A 16,638-nucleotide genomic window follows, 5' to 3' on the forward strand; every position below is an offset into this window, starting at 1 on the left:
GATCATTGGGTCAGCCTCAAATTGCGGATGGTCGATCCGATCGATGCAAATACGTCGACGATTTCGTCACCGGTCGCCTCGTAGTAGGCGCCATCATCGCTTTTGCAGTCTTTCAGAAGGGCCTTGCCCTGATCGGGAGCTTCGAAAGCGATAGTGAAGACTACGATGCCATTGGCGCGAGCGGCGGCACACATCGCGCGCGCGCGCGGATCCTTGGTGCCCGACCCGATCGAAGTGACCGCGTTGTTGTACCAGGTGTTGCCCTTCGTGTTCCCCAGTGCTTCGCGGAACAGGTCACGGATCGCGCGACGGGTCGTGCGCTCCCAGACCTGAGCCCAGGTCAGGTTGACCGATGTCGCCGGGTCGCCATTGTTGTCCAGAACAGTGCGGGTCTCGCTTCTGCTGTAGTCAAAGTTGTAGCAGACGCCGCCGGACCGGTAGGTGCAGCGATAGACAGTATACTCGTCGTTGCCGTAGGGATCGTCCTGCCAGATCTCGCGACCCCAGTACCAACCCTTGCTGCTGTCCCATTCGGTATAATCGACGTCGTGCCAGAAGTACTTCTCGGTCTCGTAGTCATAGGTCGAATAGGTCGACTTCTTGGCGTTCCACCACAGAATGGACGTACCCTCACGGTAGGGGTCGTTTACCATGTATTGAGTGGTGTTCGCGCCGTCCGTCATCAGCACCAGAACCTTCATCGAGTCGTTGCTGGAGTAGCTGTTGGGACGGGTAGCGAACTCTGCAGGCACTTCGTCGCCCGCCAGACGTGCGATCACCGGCTGAATGCTTTCGTCAAGCAAGGCAAGGCCCCACTTCAGACCGACGTCGATCGAAGTGTTGCCGCCGGCCGTAAAGCTTTCGATGTGATCTTTGAGAACCTGCGGATCCTTCTGCAGGACCGAGACTTCACGGTTGGCGAGTTCGTCACAGACTTCGCTGTAGACGTAGCCGTTGCTGGGGCGCCGGTCATAGGTGCTCCACGGCGTGAAGTGCAGTGTGCGTTGGCGGATCGTATCGGGGTCCAGCGCGGTGGTGTTGAACTCGCTGCTGGTGAAGTTGATGCAGTTTGCCCGGTTATTGGTGCCGGTCGTGCTGAATTCGTCCATCAGATAGTCGGGCAGCGACACCTGAGTTGCGTAGGGGATGATCGAGATCGACAGCTTCCCGTCCTCGGTCTTGTCCGACATCTCTTGCACGAAGTTTTTGGCCGCCACTTTTAGGTTAGCCAGGCGATTGTAGCTGTTCATCGAGCCAGAGACGTCGAGAACCAAAGAAATCTCAACGTCATCAATGGCTTCTTCGGCAACGCTGGTTGCTGCGCTCGCGATCGAGTCAACATCCCACCACTGCATGAAGTGCATGCCGACATCCATCTGGGCGCTCGCTTCGACCTTGCGGTAGCCTTCGATCGTAACGGCGGTCGCGCCGCAGACATTGGGTTCCACGATCGGGTCACCAACCAGGTACTGGTCCAAGCCTTCCTTCGCGAGGTAGTCGACAACCACGTCCTTGGGGCAAAGGTCCTGATCCAGGTCTGCCGCCGCCAGTACGGCGCGGTCCAGAGCATATTGCAGGCGCGCACGTTCGCGATCGTACCGCATCACGTCCACGGCGAAGCCCGCCGCGGTGAAGATGATCATCAGAAGGAAGAGGGCGAAGATGGTCATCGTCCCGCTTTCCGAGGTCACGAAAGACTCGACGGCGCCCCGGCACCGGTCTGCCTGGCGCGGTTTCTCCGACCGTGTCGATGTCCATTCAAAATTGCGCATAACGAAATCCTTTTGCCGGCCAAAAGCAGCGAAGCCAGTTCTTCGGAACTTTAATAATTTAGATGTGGATCGTGGCGAGAATTGGGCGTGATCGTCACTATGGTGCTCTTTTTGAATGAAAAACGGCGGCAGTCTGGCCGGGAAGGGTGGCTTTGTTTCGTTGCTCGGGACAATTTCCGCAAATTGTAAACGTCCGCGACTCGGCTCGGATGGTCGAAACGCGCTGTTCATAAATTGATGAAAAAAAGTGCAAATCGCGATTGCAGCTGCTTGCCAAGGGTGCGACAAAACGTCATGACGCTCGACGTCAACCGGCATGGAGGATTTTATGACGGCCATCAAGGAACCCAGCTTTCGGGAGAGTGTAGATCTGATGTTCAACAGGGCGGCTGCCCTGATGGATCTTCCGCCCGGGCTTGAGGAAAAGATCCGGGTCTGCAATGCGACCTACACCGTTCGGTTTGGCGTGCGTCTGCGGGGGCAGATCCATACTTTCACCGGCTATCGCTCGGTTCACTCCGAGCATATGGAGCCGGTAAAGGGCGGTATCCGCTATGCGATGGCCGTGAACCAGGACGAGGTCGAAGCGCTTGCTGCGCTGATGACCTACAAATGCGCTTTGGTCGAGGCTCCGTTTGGCGGGTCCAAGGGCGGTCTGCGTATCGACCCGCGCAAATACGAAGAGCATGAGCTGGAGCAGATCACCCGTCGTTTTGCCTATGAGTTGGCCAAGCGCGACCTGATCAACCCGTCGCAGAACGTCCCGGCCCCCGACATGGGCACCGGCGAGCGTGAAATGGCATGGATGGCTGACCAGTATGCGCGGATGAACACCACAGACATCAACGCGCGGGCCTGTGTGACCGGTAAACCACTGAATGCGGGCGGCATCTCCGGCCGGGTCGAGGCGACGGGGCGTGGCATCCAGTACGCGCTGCGCGAGTTCTTCCGGCATCCGGAGGACGTCAAGAAGGCTGGCATGTCAGGCTCGCTGGACGGCAAGCGGGTCATCGTTCAAGGCCTCGGCAACGTGGGTTATCACGCGGCCAAGTTCCTGAGTGAGGAAGACGGCTCTCTGGTTGTGGGCATCATCGAACGTGACGGTGCGATCTATAACCCCGAGGGGATCGACGTCGAAGCGGTGCACCAGTGGATCGTCAAACATGGCGGCGTGAACGGCTACCCGGATGCAACGCACACCGCCGAGGGCACTGCTGTTCTGGAGGAGGAATGTGACATTCTGATCCCGGCCGCGCTGGAGGGCGTGATCAACCTGTCCAATGCCGAGCGCATCAAGGCGCCGTTGATCATCGAGGCCGCGAACGGTCCGGTGACTGCCGGGGCCGACGAAGTGCTGCGCAAGAAGGGCACCGTGATTATTCCTGACATGTATGCGAACGCTGGCGGTGTGACGGTCTCGTATTTCGAGTGGGTCAAGAACCTCAGTCACATCCGTTTCGGTCGGATGCAGCGCCGTCAGGAAGAGGCACGGCACGAGCTGATCGTGAAAGAGCTGGAGCGGCTGGACCGCTACCTTGGCGATGCATGGTCGATGTCTCCGGACTTCAAGGCCAAATACCTCAAAGGCGCGGATGAGCTTGAGCTGGTGCGCTCGGGCCTGGATGACACGATGCGCATCGCCTACCAGGCCATGAGCGAGGTCTGGCACGATCGCGACGACGTCGATGACCTCCGCACCGCGGCTTACATCGTGTCCATCGACCGTGTCGCCAAGAGCTATCGGGCCAAGGGCCTCTGACGTCTCGGAAACCGGGTAATCGGGCTTTGACAAAAAGTCCGGTTGCCGCACATCCTGCGCTGGAGTTCAGGCAGTGAAACCAGCGAGGATCTCATGCAAATTACCCGTTCTGTAGCTTGGGCCGCGGCGATAGGGTCCGCGATCTTGGCGCTTGCGACTGCTGCCATTGCCCAACCCCGGCAGGGATGGACGCCGACTGTGGAAGGGTTGGCAATCTATCAGGGCAGCGCCGATCTTGAGGACGGCGGTGATTTCAGCGCATCGCGTGCATTTCTGCGGGCAGGCGGCATTTACAGCTATGGCGACGGGTCCTTTGTGGGTTTGCTGGCGAGTTTCGGTCAATTCTCATACGATTTCGGGTTGCCCGGAAACCAGCCGTGGGACGACATCCGCGACATTCGCCTGAGCGTTCCATTGCGCTTCACTCTGGACAACGGGGCTGCGGTGATCGTCTCGCCCCAATTGCGATGGGATTACGAGACCGGCGCCAGTGCCTCGGACGGCTTCACCTATGGTGCCTTCGCCGGCATTTCATGGGCGGTGAACCCCAATCTGCGCATCGGCCCGGCATTTGGCGTGTTCTCTGAGGTTGGAACCGATGACCTCGAAGTCTTTCCCGCGCTTCTGGTGGACTGGACCTTTGCCGAGCGCTGGCGTCTGAGCACCGGAAGCGCGCTGGGGGCCACTCAAGGCCCCGGCGTCACGCTGGAATACAAGGCTTCGGAAAGTGTCAGCGTGGGGCTTGCCGTTCGGTCCGAGAGGGTCCGCTTTCAGTTGAACGACAACGGGTTGGCACCGGGCGGCGTGGGCGAGGACAGCAGCATTCCGGTTGTTCTGTCGGTCGAATACGCGCCAAACCCCGGAGTTTCGCTGTCGGCATTTGCAGGCGCCGAGTTTGACGGCGAGTTGCGCCTGGACAACGCGGCAGGGCAAGAGGTCAGCCGGCAGGGCTATGATACCGCTCCGATCGTTGGCTTTGCCTTCCGTCTGCGGTTCTGAGGGCGAACTTGATTGCGACCGGTTTGGTCGCGCGTTGACAAGTTCTTGTCGAAAACGGATGCGGAGCCCCGAGCCCGGATTGCTACTCCTGTTGGAAGTTGGTTTGATGCCAGCAAACCCGCAGGGAGATCTGAATGCGCTTTTCCGGCTTACGCGTCCTGAAGGAAGGACTGACGGGCAACAAGGGTTGGACGGCGCATTGGCGTGACCCCGAGCCCAAAGCCGAGTACGACATCGTCATCATCGGTGGTGGGGGGCACGGTCTTAGCACCGCGTACTATCTGGCGAAAGAGCACGGGCTGACAAATGTCGCCGTGCTGGAAAAGGGCTATATCGGCGGCGGCAATGTGGGGCGCAACACGACGATCGTGCGCGCCAACTATTTTCTGCAAGGAAATTCCGAGTTCTATTCGCATTCCCTCAAGCTTTGGGAGGGGTTGGAAGAGGACCTGAACTACAACGTGATGCATTCGCAGCGGGGCATCATCAACCTGTTCCATTCGGACGGGCAGCGGGACGCGGCCGCGCGGCGGGGCAACATGATGATCAGCCAGGGCGACGATGCCATCCTGCTGGACCGCGATGCGCTGCGCGAGATGCTGCCCTATCTGAACTATGACGATCTTCGCTTTCCCATCTATGGCGGCCTGTACCATCCGCGCGGCGGCACGGCCCGGCATGATGCCGTGGCCTGGGGCTATGCCCGCGGGGCGGATCAGCGCGGGGTGGATCTGATCCAGAATTGCGAGGTCACCGGCATCGACATCGAAAACGGCGCCGTGCGCGGGGTGCAGACGACGCGCGGGGCGATCCGGGCCAAGAAGGTAGGGATTGTGGTTGCGGGCCGTTCGGGGCTTGTTGCCGGCATGGCCGGGATGCGCTTGCCGATCGAAAGCCATGTGCTGCAGGCCTTCGTGACCGAGGGGCTGAAGCCTTGCATCGACCACGTCGTGACCTTCGGCATGGGGCATTTCTACATCAGTCAATCCGACAAGGGTGGGCTGGTGTTCGGCGGCGACCTGGATTTCTATGCCTCCTACGCGGCGCGGGGCAATCTGCCGACGGTCGAAAGCGTGATGGAGGCCGGTGTGGCCCTGATGCCGATGATCGGCAAGGCCCGGGTACTGCGGTCCTGGGGCGGGATCATGGACATGTCGCCGGACGGGTCGCCGATCATCGACCGCACCCCTATCGACGGGCTGTATCTGAACTGCGGCTGGAACTACGGCGGGTTCAAGGCGGTTCCGGGCTCGGGCAACGTGTTTGCCCACCTGATGGCCACCGACCGGTACCACGAGAACGCGACAGGGTTCCGGCTGGATCGTTTCCGCACCGGGCGCGGGATCATCGATGAAGAGGGCAAGGGCTCTCAGCACAATCTGCATTAGGGGCGGGCCGGGATGTTTCGTTCGAAAATTTGTGAAGACCAGGAGGCGCGGCCATGAGGATCACCTGTCCCTATTGCGGCGAGCGTGACCGCCGCGAGTTCTACTATCGCGGGGCCGCCGTCGATCTGGACCGGCCCGCCCCGGATGCCGGGCCTGACGCTTGGGACGATTTCGTCTATCTGCGCGACAACCCGGCGGGCGAGACGCGGGATCTGTGGTATCACGAGGGCGGCTGCGGCGCATGGATCGTAGTGACCCGAAACACGCTGACCCACGAAATTTCGACGACCGAACCTGCGTCCGGGGGCAAGCGATGAGGGTCGCGGGCAGGGGGCTGATCGACCGCGGCACTCCGGTCGAGTTTTCCTTTGACGGAATCCGGTATTCGGGCTTTCAGGGCGATACACTGGCCTCGGCGCTGCTGGCCAATGGCGTGCGCCTGATGGGGCGGTCGTTCAAATATCATCGCCCGCGCGGCGTCCTGACCGCCGGCAGCGAAGAGCCGAACGCGCTGGTCACCATCGGCCGGGGCGCCGCGCAGGACCCGAATGTGCGGGCCACGATGCAAGAGATCTATCCGGGCCTCGAGGCGCGCAGCCAGAACCGCTGGCCCAGCCTGAATTTCGACGTGATGGCGGTGAACGATCTGGCCGCGCCCTTCCTGGGGGCGGGCTTCTACTACAAGACCTTCATGTGGCCCCGCAGCTTTTGGGAGAAGCTGTACGAACCGATGATCCGCCGCGCCGCGGGGTTGGGCGCGCTGTCCGGGCAGGCCAACGCCGACAGGTATGAAAGCGCCTATGCCTTCTGCGACCTGCTGGTGATCGGGGCTGGCCCGGCGGGTTTGATGGCTGCCTTGACGGCCGGCCGGGCCGGGGCGGATGTCATTCTGGCCGATGAAAGCAACCAGATGGGCGGGCGGCTGCTGGCCGAGACGCTCGAGGTGGATGGCAAGCCGGGTCACGTCTGGGCAGACGAGGTTCTGGCCGAGTTGCGTGCGATGGACAATGTGCGGTTGATGACCCGCACGACCGTGGCGGGTGCCTACGACCAGGGCACCTTTGCCGCGCTCGAACGGGTCATGCACCATACGGGCGACTGTCCCGCCGGTGCGCCGCTGGAAACCTATTGGAGGATCGCCGCCCGCCGCTCGGTTCTGGCGGCCGGGGCGCTGGAACGCCCGGTGGCGTTTCGAAACAATGACCGGCCCGGCATCATGACCGCCGGTGCCGTGCGGGCCTATCTGAACCGCTGGGGCGTCGCCGCTGGCCGGAGTGTCACGATCTTCGGAAACACCGATGACATCCACCGGACGGCCCGTGATCTGCTGGCCGCCGGGGTCCACGTTGCCGCCGTGATCGACAGCCGCCATGACGGGCCGGTGTCGACCGACTATCCGGTGCTGCGCGGGGCGCAGGTCTGCGGCAGTTCGGGGCGCAAGGGGCTGGAGTCGATCACCGTGCGCCGGGCCAGCGGAGAAGAGCGCATTCAGACCGATTGTCTGGCGATGACCGGCGGATGGAACCCCTCGGTCCACCTGACCTGCCACATGAACGGGCGACCGACCTGGCGGCGTGACATTGCCGCCTTCGTGCCCACGCCGGGCGCCGTGCCCGGGATGCGCCCGGCCGGGGCCTGCAACGGCGCGTTTTCCACCGCCGCCTGTCTGCGCGAGGGCATTTCGGCTGCGACCGAGGCGCTGGGTGATCTGGGCCTCAAGGCGCCCAAACTCGAGCCGCCGCAGGCCGAGGATCAGCTCTATGAAATCGCGCAGCTGTGGGCGGTGCCGGGCAAGGGGCGCGCGTGGCTGGATTTCCAGAACGACGTGACCGTCAAGGATGTCAAACAGGCCGCGACCGAGAACTTCCGCTCGGTCGAGCACATGAAGCGTTATACCACGCAAGGCATGGCCACCGATCAGGGCAAGAACTCGAATGTCGCGGCGCTGGCCATTCTTGCGGATGCCACCGGGCGGGCGATCCCCGAGACCGGAACCACCACCTTCCGCCCGCCTTACGCGCCGATTGCCATCGCCGCGCTGGGCGCGGGGGCCGAGGGGGCGGGGTTCAAGCCGCAGCGCTTCACCACCTCGCACAAGGCGTCAGTGGCGCGCGGGGCGCCGATGGTCGAGGCCGGGCTGTGGTATCGGCCCAGCTATTTCCCGCAGCCGGGCGAGACCACGTGGCGCCAGTCCTGCGACCGCGAAGTGCAGATGGTGCGCACGGCGGTCGGCGTGTGCGATGTCTCGACCCTGGGCAAGATCGACATTCAGGGGCGCGACGCCGCGCAGTTTCTGGATTTCGTCTATACCAACACGTTTTCGACACTGAAGGTCGGGCGCGTGCGCTATGGGCTGATGCTGCGCGAGGACGGGTTCGTCATGGATGACGGCACCACCGCGCGATTGAGTGACAGTCATTTCCTGATGACCACCACGACCGCCGCCGCTGGTGACGTGATGAAGCATCTTGAATTCGTGCGTCAGGGTCTGCGGCCCGATTGGGACGTGTCGCTGGTTTCTGTGACGGAGCAATGGGCGCAATTCGCCGTGGCCGGCCCCAAATCGCGCGAGGTGCTGAACGGCCTGCTGGACACCCCGCTGGATGATGCTGCGTGGCCGTTCATGGCCTGCGGGCCGGTTTCGGTTCTGGGGGTGCCGGGGCGTCTGTTCCGGATCTCGTTCTCGGGCGAACACGCCTACGAGATTGCGTTGCCTGCGCGGTATGGGGCCAGCCTGTTCGACATCCTGACCCGACAGGCCGAGGCGCTGGGCGGTGGCCTCTATGGGATGGAGGCGCTGAACGTCCTGCGGATCGAGAAGGGGTTCATCACCCATGCAGAAATCCACGGGCGGACGACGGCCTTTGACATCGGGATGGGCCGGATGGTGTCGCAGAAAAAGGACTGTATCGGCAAGACCATGTCCGAACGCCCGGGGCTTGAGGAGCCGGGGCGCGAGCGGTTGGTCGGCCTCAAACCCATCGGGGAAAGCCGCCAGTTGCTGGCCGGCGCCCATCTGTACAACGAAGAGGACGCGCCGGTGCGCACCAACGATCAGGGCTATGTGACCTCGGTCTGCTACTCGCCGACGCTGGGCAGCATGCTGGGGCTGGCGTTTCTGGCCGATGGCCCCGACCGTCATGGCGAGATCGTCAAAATGGTCGATCATCTGCGCGGCGTGACCACGCTGTGCGAGGTGACTGACCCGGTGTTTTTTGACCCAGAGGGAGAGCGTGTACGTGGATAAGCTGATTGCCCAGACCCCGTGTGACGGGCTGCTGCCGCTGACCATCGGAATGGTCTCGGTCACCGAGGTTGATCCGGGCGCGATACATGCGGTTTCGGCTTCTCGAGGGCAGACCAAAGCACTGTCCGAGGCGATGAAGGCGGCGCATGGCATGGCGCTGCCGGCCCCGAACCGGGCCACCGGGAAGTCGGGCGCGCGTGCGGTCTGGTTCGGCCCGGGTCAGGTCATGCTGATCGGCTCCACGCCGGACCCGTCGCTGTCCGCCCACGCCGCGGTCGTCGACCAGTCCGATGCCTGGGCCGTGGTGCGGCTTGAGGGCGACGGGGCCGAGGATGTACTGGCCCGTCTGGTGCCCGTCGATCTGCGCCCGCAGAACTTCAAACGCGGACATACGGCGCGCACGCTCCTGTTCCACATGACCGCGTCGATCACTCGGGTTGGCGAGAAAGCCTTTCAGATCATGGTGTTCCGGTCGATGGCCACATCGTTGGTGCATGATCTGCAGAGGGCAATGGAAGGTGTGGCGGCACGCGGTTAGACTGTTGCAAAGAACTGATTCCAAGGGGACCTTATGCTGCGCATCGCACTTGCCGCCACACTGCTTGCCACACCGCTGGCTGCCGCTGAAACCAAGGAGCAAAGCTGCCGCTATCAAGCAGACGTTGTGGCGGCGGTTCAAAAAGCCCGTCTTGATCGCGTGAAAGAAAGGGATGTTCCTGAAGCGGTGGCCAAGGCCGGCCCAACTTGGCCCGAGAACTACAACGCTGCAATCCCGTTGATCACCCCATGGGTCTACGAGCAGAAGATGCGCGACATCCGCAAAAAAGACCTTGGCGCCGCCTGGATGGAGCTGTGCCTGCAGCAGTAATCCACAGTGCCGCGAATTGGCTGTGGACAAAGGCCTGCCGCGCCCTTGGCGGGCGGCCCGGTTTCTGCCATGTATGACACATGTCTTTGCCCCCTGGATTTCTGGATGAGCTGCGCACCCGTCTGAGCCTGTCTCAGGTCGTCGGGCGCAAGGTCATGTGGGACAACCGCAAGTCCAATCCGGGCAAGGGCGACATGTGGGCGCCATGCCCGTTTCATCACGAAAAAACCGCCTCGTTCCATGTGGATGACCAGAAGGGGTTCTATTACTGCTTCGGGTGCCATGCCAAGGGCGACGCGATCAGCTTCGTGAAGGAAACCGAGAACGTCTCGTTCATCGAGGCGGTCGAGATCCTGGCCCGCGAAGCCGGATTGCCGATGCCCGCGCGCGACCCAAAGGCGCAGGAAAAGCAGGACCATCGGGCGCAATTGGCCGATGTCATGGAGCAGGCGGTACAGTTCTTTCGCCTGCAACTCAAGACCGGGGCAGGGGCCGAGGCGCGCGCCTATCTGGACCGCCGCGGTCTGGACGCTCAGGCGCTGGACGGATGGGAAATCGGGTTTGCGCCCGACGGCTGGCAGGCGTTGTGGGACCATCTGCGCGGCAAGAACGTGGCCGAGGACCTGATCCTGGGCGCCGGTCTGGCCAAGCCGTCAAACAAGGGTAAAAAGCCCTATGACACCTTCCGCAACCGCATCATGTTCCCGATCCGCGATCCGCGCGGCCGGTGCATCGCGTTCGGCGGGCGGGCGATGGACCCCAATGACAACGCCAAGTATCTGAACTCGCCCGAGACCGCGCTGTTCGACAAGGGGCGAAGCCTCTACAACCACGGACCGGCCCGTCAGGCGGCAGGCAAGGGGCAACCGCTGGTCGTGGCCGAGGGCTATATGGATGTGATTGCCCTGTCCGAGGCAGGTTTCGGCGCCGCCGTCGCACCGCTGGGCACCGCGATCACCGAACATCAGTTGCACATGCTGTGGCGCATCGCCGACGAGCCGATCATCGCGCTGGATGGCGATACGGCCGGTCTGCGTGCGGCGATGCGGGCCATCGACCTGGCGTTGCCGTTGCTGGTGGCCGGCAAGTCTCTGCGGTTTGCCCTGATGCCCGAGGGCAAGGACCCCGACGATCTGCTGCGCGCCGAAGGCCCGGCGGCGGTTCAGGCGGTGCTGGACGCGGCCATTCCGATGGTCAGGCTTCTGTGGCGGCGCGAGACCGAGGGCAAGGTGTTCGACAGCCCCGAGCGCAAGGCGGCCCTCGACAAGGCGCTGCGCGAAAAGATCCAACTGATCCGCGATCCTTCGATCCGGTCGCATTACGGGCAGGAAATCAAGGATCTCCGCTGGCAACTCTTCCGCCCGCAGCGGCAAGGGGCAGGGGCTCGAAACTGGCAGCCGAAAGGCAAATGGCAACCGCCAAAACCGTCGGCAACGCCCGATGCGCGGGCCTCGTTCCTTGCGTCCTCGGAGAATGCGGATATCCAACTGCGTGAAGCGGCAATCCTTGCGATTGCAATCCTGAACCCCGAGGTGGTCGTGCAATTCGAGCACCAACTGGAAGAGATGGAATGCCTGAACCCCGATCACGCGGCCCTGCGCGATGCGATCCTGCGGCACGCGATCGACGATCCCGACAACCTGAAAGAGCACATTGTTCAGTCTTTGGGGCCGGCCCCTCTTGAAAACCTGCTGGCCCTTCGCCATGTCGCTGTAATCCCCTGTGTGCACAAACCGGGCGACGTCGAAAAGGCACAGATGACTCTGGCCGAGGAACTCGCAAAAATCAAAGCGCTCCGGGGGCTGGATGCCGAGATTGCCGAAGCCGAAGAGGAGTTGTCCGAACTGGCGGACGAAGCGTTGACGTTCCGGTTGGCCCAGGCCGCCGAAGAGCGCAACCGTGCAAGCCGCAGCCAGAACGAGGACAGGGCCATTTTCGACATTGCGGACAACGGGGCGCGAATCAATCGTGACGAGAAAGACGCGTTTCAGGCGATCATGTCCGGTATCAAGTTCGAGCGGAAACGCCGCTGATGTGGTGTTTTCATAAAGCACTGGAAAAGAAAAACGGGTAAACGGGTGGCCGAATCACTTCTACGCGCTAATGATTCGGTTCCATCGAATCACCCATCCCTGCAGGAGCACTGAATGGCCGCCAAGGATACCAACGAGGAACGGAAGTCCGACGACCAGGAACAGGAAATCTCGCTGGACATGAGCCAGGCCCAGGTCAAGAAGATGATCGCCGAGGCTCGCGAGAAAGGCTACATCACTTACGATCAGCTCAACCAGGTCCTGCCGCCGGATCAGGTCAGTTCGGAACAGATCGAGGACGTGATGTCGATGCTGTCCGAGATGGGCATCAACATCATCGAAGACGAAGAGGCCGAAGAGGAAGAGCAGAAGGGCTCGACCGATCTGGTCACCACCGACAGTAACCGTGAGGTTGCGCTGGCCGGTGCGCAAACCGAAAAGCTGGACCGGACCGATGACCCGGTGCGCATGTATCTGCGCGAGATGGGGTCGGTAGAACTGCTGAGCCGCGAGGGCGAAATCGCCATCGCGAAACGGATCGAAGCCGGTCGCAACACCATGATCCTCGGGCTTTGCGAAAGCCCGCTGACCTTCCAGGCGATCTCGATCTGGCATGACGAACTGTTGTCCGAGGACATCCTGCTGCGCGATGTCATCGATCTGGAAGCGACGTTCGGCAATCAGATGGACGAGGATGGCGACGTAGAAGAGCCGGTGGTGGATACTTCGGCTGTCACGGCCGCCAAGCCCGCCAAGGACACGGGTCCCGAACTGGATGCCGACGGCAACCCGATTGCCAACGACGATGACGATGATGAAGACGATCAGGCGAACATGTCTTTGGCCGCGATGGAAGCGGCACTGAAAGATCAGGTTCTGACTCAGCTTGAGCGGATCTCGACGGATTTCGCAAAGCTCTCGGAGATGCAGGACAGCCGGATCTCGGCAACTCTGAACGAGGATGGGTCGTTCAGCGACAAGGATGAGCAGACCTATCAAAAGCTGCGCGCCGAGATCGTTGAACTGGTGAATGGCCTGCATCTGCACAACAACCGGATCGAAGCCCTGATCGATCAGTTGTACGGCATCAACAAAAGGGTGATGTCGCTGGACAGCGCCATGGTGAAGCTGGCCGACCAGGCCCGCATCAACCGCCGTGAGTTCATTGACGAGTATCGCGGTCGTGAACTTGATCCCAACTGGCTGTCCGACATGGCCCAAAAGCCGGGTCGCGGCTGGCAGATGTTCATCGAACGCTCGTCCGACAAGGTCGAAGAACTGCGCAACGACATGGCGCAGATCGGTCAGTATGTCGGTCTGGACATCAGCGAATTCCGCCGCATCGTGCAGCAGGTCCAGAAGGGCGAGAAAGAGGCGCGTCAGGCCAAGAAGGAAATGGTCGAGGCCAACCTGCGCCTGGTGATCTCGATCGCCAAGAAATACACCAACCGTGGCCTGCAATTCCTTGATCTCATTCAGGAAGGCAACATCGGCCTGATGAAGGCGGTGGACAAGTTCGAATACCGCCGTGGCTACAAGTTCTCGACCTATGCGACCTGGTGGATCCGTCAGGCGATCACGCGCTCGATCGCGGATCAGGCGCGCACCATCCGTATTCCGGTGCACATGATCGAGACGATCAACAAGCTGGTGCGGACCGGCCGCCAGATGCTGCACGAGATCGGCCGCGAGCCGACGCCGGAAGAACTGGCCGAAAAGCTGCAGATGCCGCTGGAAAAGGTCCGTAAGGTGATGAAGATCGCCAAGGAGCCGATTTCTCTGGAAACTCCGATCGGGGACGAGGAAGACAGCCAACTGGGCGATTTCATCGAGGACAAGAATGCCGTGCTGCCGCTGGACAGCGCCATTCAGGAAAACCTCAAGGAAACCACCACGCGTGTACTGGCCTCGCTCACCCCGCGCGAGGAGCGTGTTCTGCGGATGCGTTTCGGCATCGGCATGAACACCGACCACACGCTGGAAGAGGTTGGTCAGCAGTTCAGCGTGACGCGCGAACGTATCCGGCAGATCGAAGCCAAGGCCCTGCGCAAGCTGAAACATCCCAGCCGAAGCCGAAAGCTGCGGTCCTTCCTGGATCAGTGATCAAAAAGGCGCCTCGACCGAGGCGCCTTTTTTCATTTGAGCTGCGGTTTGGTTCACGACGGCCAAACGTGAATTCAGTTTGGCGGGAATTCGCAAGTGGTCAGAGCTTTCGCGGACCATATCGCTTGTGTCCACTCATGGGACAGGTCGGGGCGAGGCGGCAACGCTGATGACCCCCGGCCGCTTGTCAGGCAAGCATTCTGCGCCGGGACTTATCCTTGTACGCGCTGGGAGATTGCCCGGTCCAGCGTTTGAAGGCAGTCGAAAACGCCGCCTGGTCTGCGTAGCCAAGGCTGTATGAGATCTCAGATAGGCTCATGTCGTTCTTCAGAAACGTTCTGGCGAGGTCACAGCGCAGGTCGTCGACAATTTCGCGAAAGCTGGTGCCTTCCTCGGTCAGGCGCCGACCGAATGTCCGCGGGCTCATGCCCAGATCCTTGGCGACCTGTTCGGCGCGGGCGATGGCTCCCGGAAGCGATTGGGTGATCCGCCCTTCGACCCGCGACCGCAATGTCTGTTTTTCGTCACTGTTTTCACGCAGAAGACGGTCACCATATTCCATCAGGTGCTGTCGCAAGCTGGGGTCGTAGGTCGGGACAGGCACGTCGAGCGTTGATTGCGGCAAAATGATCTCGAGCTTTTCCGCGCCAAACACCACCGGGAATTTGCCGAGTTTGGAATAGTCTTCCTCTCGCGCGCCGACCTTGTGCTGAAACCGTAGTTCGATCGGTTGGATCGGGATCCCCGTCAGAGCACGCAGGCGGGCAATGCAGGCAAACATGAGGAACTCGGTTCGCCGGTGGTACCGCGAAAAGCTTGGGTCCTTCCACCTGGCCTCGATGGTTGCCGAATTTCCGGACTCATGCAGCCTCACGGCGATGGCCGGATCAATCAGCCGGTGGAAGTGGTTGGCGTTCTCCAGTACCTGCCGGAGATCCCGGGAATACTTGCTGATATAAGCGGTCAGGCTAGAAGTTGCGCTGAACTGCAAGCCCGTTCGCGCGCCGAACAGGATGTCGTTGAGTTCATCGCAAGCGTGGCGGGCAAACAAGGCCTCGCTATGGGCACTGTACAACTTTGCAGGCGGCGCGAGGTCTTGCGCACTCAGCCCGCTTTTGGCGAGGACTCGAACGACCGTATCAGTATTCCCTGCCTGATCCTGCAACGCGGACGCCAGCAGCTGAATTCTGGCGATATCGACTTGCATGCCACGCTCCGGAACCCACTGAATTGGCCGGATTATGTAGCGAATTTTGTCATTTGCATAGTTTTTGTGAGGTGACCGTTTCCACACAGGGTCAGACACGGCGCACTTACGTGCACCGGAAATGGCTTCAGATCACAAAGACGTGGCCGGGCAAAGAAAGACTCGATGGTACGGCCGTCATAGATCAGCCGCGTGCCGGGTCAGTCCCGTGGGGATCGGGCAGAGCCGAAGGATTTGGTTACACCAACCGATCTGTGGCTCCCCGGCACACATTGAATGCATGTCCCAGTTCCCCGGACGCAAGGCACCACTCGCGTGCGCACTGTTCCTGAAATCATCGTGAACGACGCTGTTCTGGGCTTGGTGAAAAACTAGGCTATGATGCGTGTCGAAATCAGGGAAGATATTTGCAATGAAACATATTCTGACATGCGCCGCGTTGGCGGCAATGGTTGCAGCCGCTCCGGTCGAGACTGACGCCGCCCCGAACGGGTACCGGACCGAGCCGATGAACAGCACCGATTTTGAGGTCATCCCCCGCGCCCGGCAGGACGTTGATGGGTATTGGTGCGCGGCGGCGGATTTTGCTCGGCGCAAACTGGGGGCCGGCTGGCAGCAGCGGATTTACGTTTTGCGCGGCTATGGGCCCAGTGTGACAACCGGGCGTCGGACCGCCGTGCAGTTTTCGATCAAACCGCCGACAGGCGGCGTGCCACAGCAACCCAGCGTAGTGGTTTCTGGATTTCAACCGGGCTACAGCATGTCGGTCCAAGGTGCGAATGCCCGGTGCAACGTGCGCCCATTCTTCAACTGACGCAAACAGGGCCACCCGGTTGATGCAGGCCGAATTCACCATCGAAACCCGAGGGCAGGGGCTGTACGAGTTCACCTCCGACATCCGTGACTGGCTGTCCTCAAGTGGGGCCGACGGATTGTTGACGCTGTTCGTCCGCCACACATCCTGTTCACTCTTGATACAGGAAAACGCGGATCCCGAGGTTCAGACGGACCTGCAGGCATTTTTCTCGCGGCTGGTTCCGCCCACAGATCATCCGTCGATGTCTTATCTGAAACATACGTATGAAGGGCCCGATGACATGCCGGCCCATATCAAGGCGGCTATGATGCCGGTCTCGCTTTCGATCCCGGTCCGACGTGGGCAACCTGCCTTGGGAACATGGCAGGGTATCTACCTGTTCGAACACCGGACCGCGCCCCATGTTCGCCGAGTTGCGGCGCATTTTGGGTGACCCTGCATATAG

At 61.4% G+C, this 16,638-nt stretch carries 13 protein-coding genes; 11 read left to right on the top strand and 2 right to left on the bottom strand.

The genetic code is table 11. The features are described from left to right. Nucleotides 1-2: 2 nt before the first annotated feature. Nucleotides 3-1,670: a Tad domain-containing protein gene (locus tag ACR0DA_RS03875; protein WP_480753015.1), complete on the bottom strand. Its 1,668-nt coding sequence runs from the start codon at nt 1,668-1,670 to the stop codon at nt 3-5. A 430-nt stretch (nt 1,671-2,100) separates the two neighbouring features. Between ACR0DA_RS03875 and ACR0DA_RS03880 the strand changes: the two genes are divergently transcribed. The 9 genes from ACR0DA_RS03880 (at nt 2,101) to rpoD (ending at nt 14,169) form a co-directional block, all read left to right on the top strand. Further along, on the top strand, nt 2,101-3,531 hold the full coding sequence (locus ACR0DA_RS03880; RefSeq protein WP_093961747.1) for a Glu/Leu/Phe/Val family dehydrogenase: 1,431 nt from the start codon (nt 2,101-2,103) through the stop codon (nt 3,529-3,531). Nucleotides 3,532-3,729: 198 nt separating this feature from the next. Continuing rightward, on the top strand, nt 3,730-4,530 hold the full coding sequence (locus ACR0DA_RS03885) for a hypothetical protein (protein ID WP_480753016.1): 801 nt from the start codon (nt 3,730-3,732) through the stop codon (nt 4,528-4,530). A gap of 134 nt (nt 4,531-4,664) precedes the next feature. Then, nucleotides 4,665-5,918 carry a sarcosine oxidase subunit beta family protein gene (locus tag ACR0DA_RS03890; RefSeq protein ID WP_480753017.1) on the top strand — a complete coding sequence of 418 codons (1,254 nt, stop codon included), beginning with the start codon at nt 4,665-4,667 and terminating at the stop codon, nt 5,916-5,918. Nucleotides 5,919-5,971: 53 nt separating this feature from the next. Continuing rightward, entirely contained in the window at nt 5,972-6,235 is a 264-nt protein-coding gene (locus ACR0DA_RS03895; RefSeq protein ID WP_480753019.1) for a sarcosine oxidase subunit delta, read from the top strand. Further along, nucleotides 6,232-9,165 (top strand): sarcosine oxidase subunit alpha family protein, encoded by a 2,934-nt coding sequence (locus tag ACR0DA_RS03900; protein ID WP_480753020.1) that lies wholly within the window; start codon nt 6,232-6,234, stop codon nt 9,163-9,165. The genes ACR0DA_RS03895 and ACR0DA_RS03900 overlap by 4 nt, the downstream gene beginning before the upstream one ends. After that, nucleotides 9,158-9,703 carry a sarcosine oxidase subunit gamma gene (locus tag ACR0DA_RS03905; RefSeq protein WP_170598152.1) on the top strand — a complete coding sequence of 182 codons (546 nt, stop codon included), beginning with the start codon at nt 9,158-9,160 and terminating at the stop codon, nt 9,701-9,703. Before ACR0DA_RS03900 ends, ACR0DA_RS03905 begins: the two co-directional genes overlap by 8 nt. A gap of 33 nt (nt 9,704-9,736) precedes the next feature. Beyond that, nucleotides 9,737-10,033 carry a hypothetical protein gene (locus ACR0DA_RS03910; protein WP_480753021.1) on the top strand — a complete coding sequence of 99 codons (297 nt, stop codon included), beginning with the start codon at nt 9,737-9,739 and terminating at the stop codon, nt 10,031-10,033. 80 nt (nt 10,034-10,113) lie between these two features. Further along, nucleotides 10,114-12,066, top strand: coding sequence for a DNA primase (gene dnaG, locus ACR0DA_RS03915; protein WP_480753023.1), 1,953 nt, complete (start codon nt 10,114-10,116; stop codon nt 12,064-12,066). 114 nt (nt 12,067-12,180) lie between these two features. Further along, nucleotides 12,181-14,169, top strand: a complete 1,989-nt coding sequence (rpoD, locus tag ACR0DA_RS03920) for an RNA polymerase sigma factor RpoD (RefSeq protein ID WP_170357505.1) — start codon at nt 12,181-12,183, stop codon at nt 14,167-14,169. Nucleotides 14,170-14,356: 187 nt separating this feature from the next. Here the strand turns inward: rpoD and ACR0DA_RS03925 are convergent, their stop codons facing one another. Beyond that, on the bottom strand, nt 14,357-15,334 hold the full coding sequence (locus tag ACR0DA_RS03925) for a helix-turn-helix domain-containing protein (RefSeq protein WP_480753025.1): 978 nt from the start codon (nt 15,332-15,334) through the stop codon (nt 14,357-14,359). Between the two features lie 454 nt (nt 15,335-15,788). Between ACR0DA_RS03925 and ACR0DA_RS03930 the strand changes: the two genes are divergently transcribed. Together ACR0DA_RS03930 and ACR0DA_RS03935 are read left to right on the top strand one after the other, a co-directional pair. Further along, the gene (locus tag ACR0DA_RS03930; protein WP_170363710.1) at nt 15,789-16,190 is read left to right on the top strand and encodes a hypothetical protein; all 402 of its coding nucleotides are present in this window, start codon (nt 15,789-15,791) and stop codon (nt 16,188-16,190) included. Between the two features lie 22 nt (nt 16,191-16,212). Further along, nucleotides 16,213-16,626, top strand: a complete 414-nt coding sequence (locus tag ACR0DA_RS03935; protein WP_170340078.1) for a secondary thiamine-phosphate synthase enzyme YjbQ — start codon at nt 16,213-16,215, stop codon at nt 16,624-16,626. The last annotated feature ends 12 nt before the right edge of the window (nt 16,627-16,638 follow it).

The sequence above is a fragment of the Ruegeria sp. CI8 genome (assembly GCF_056536865.1).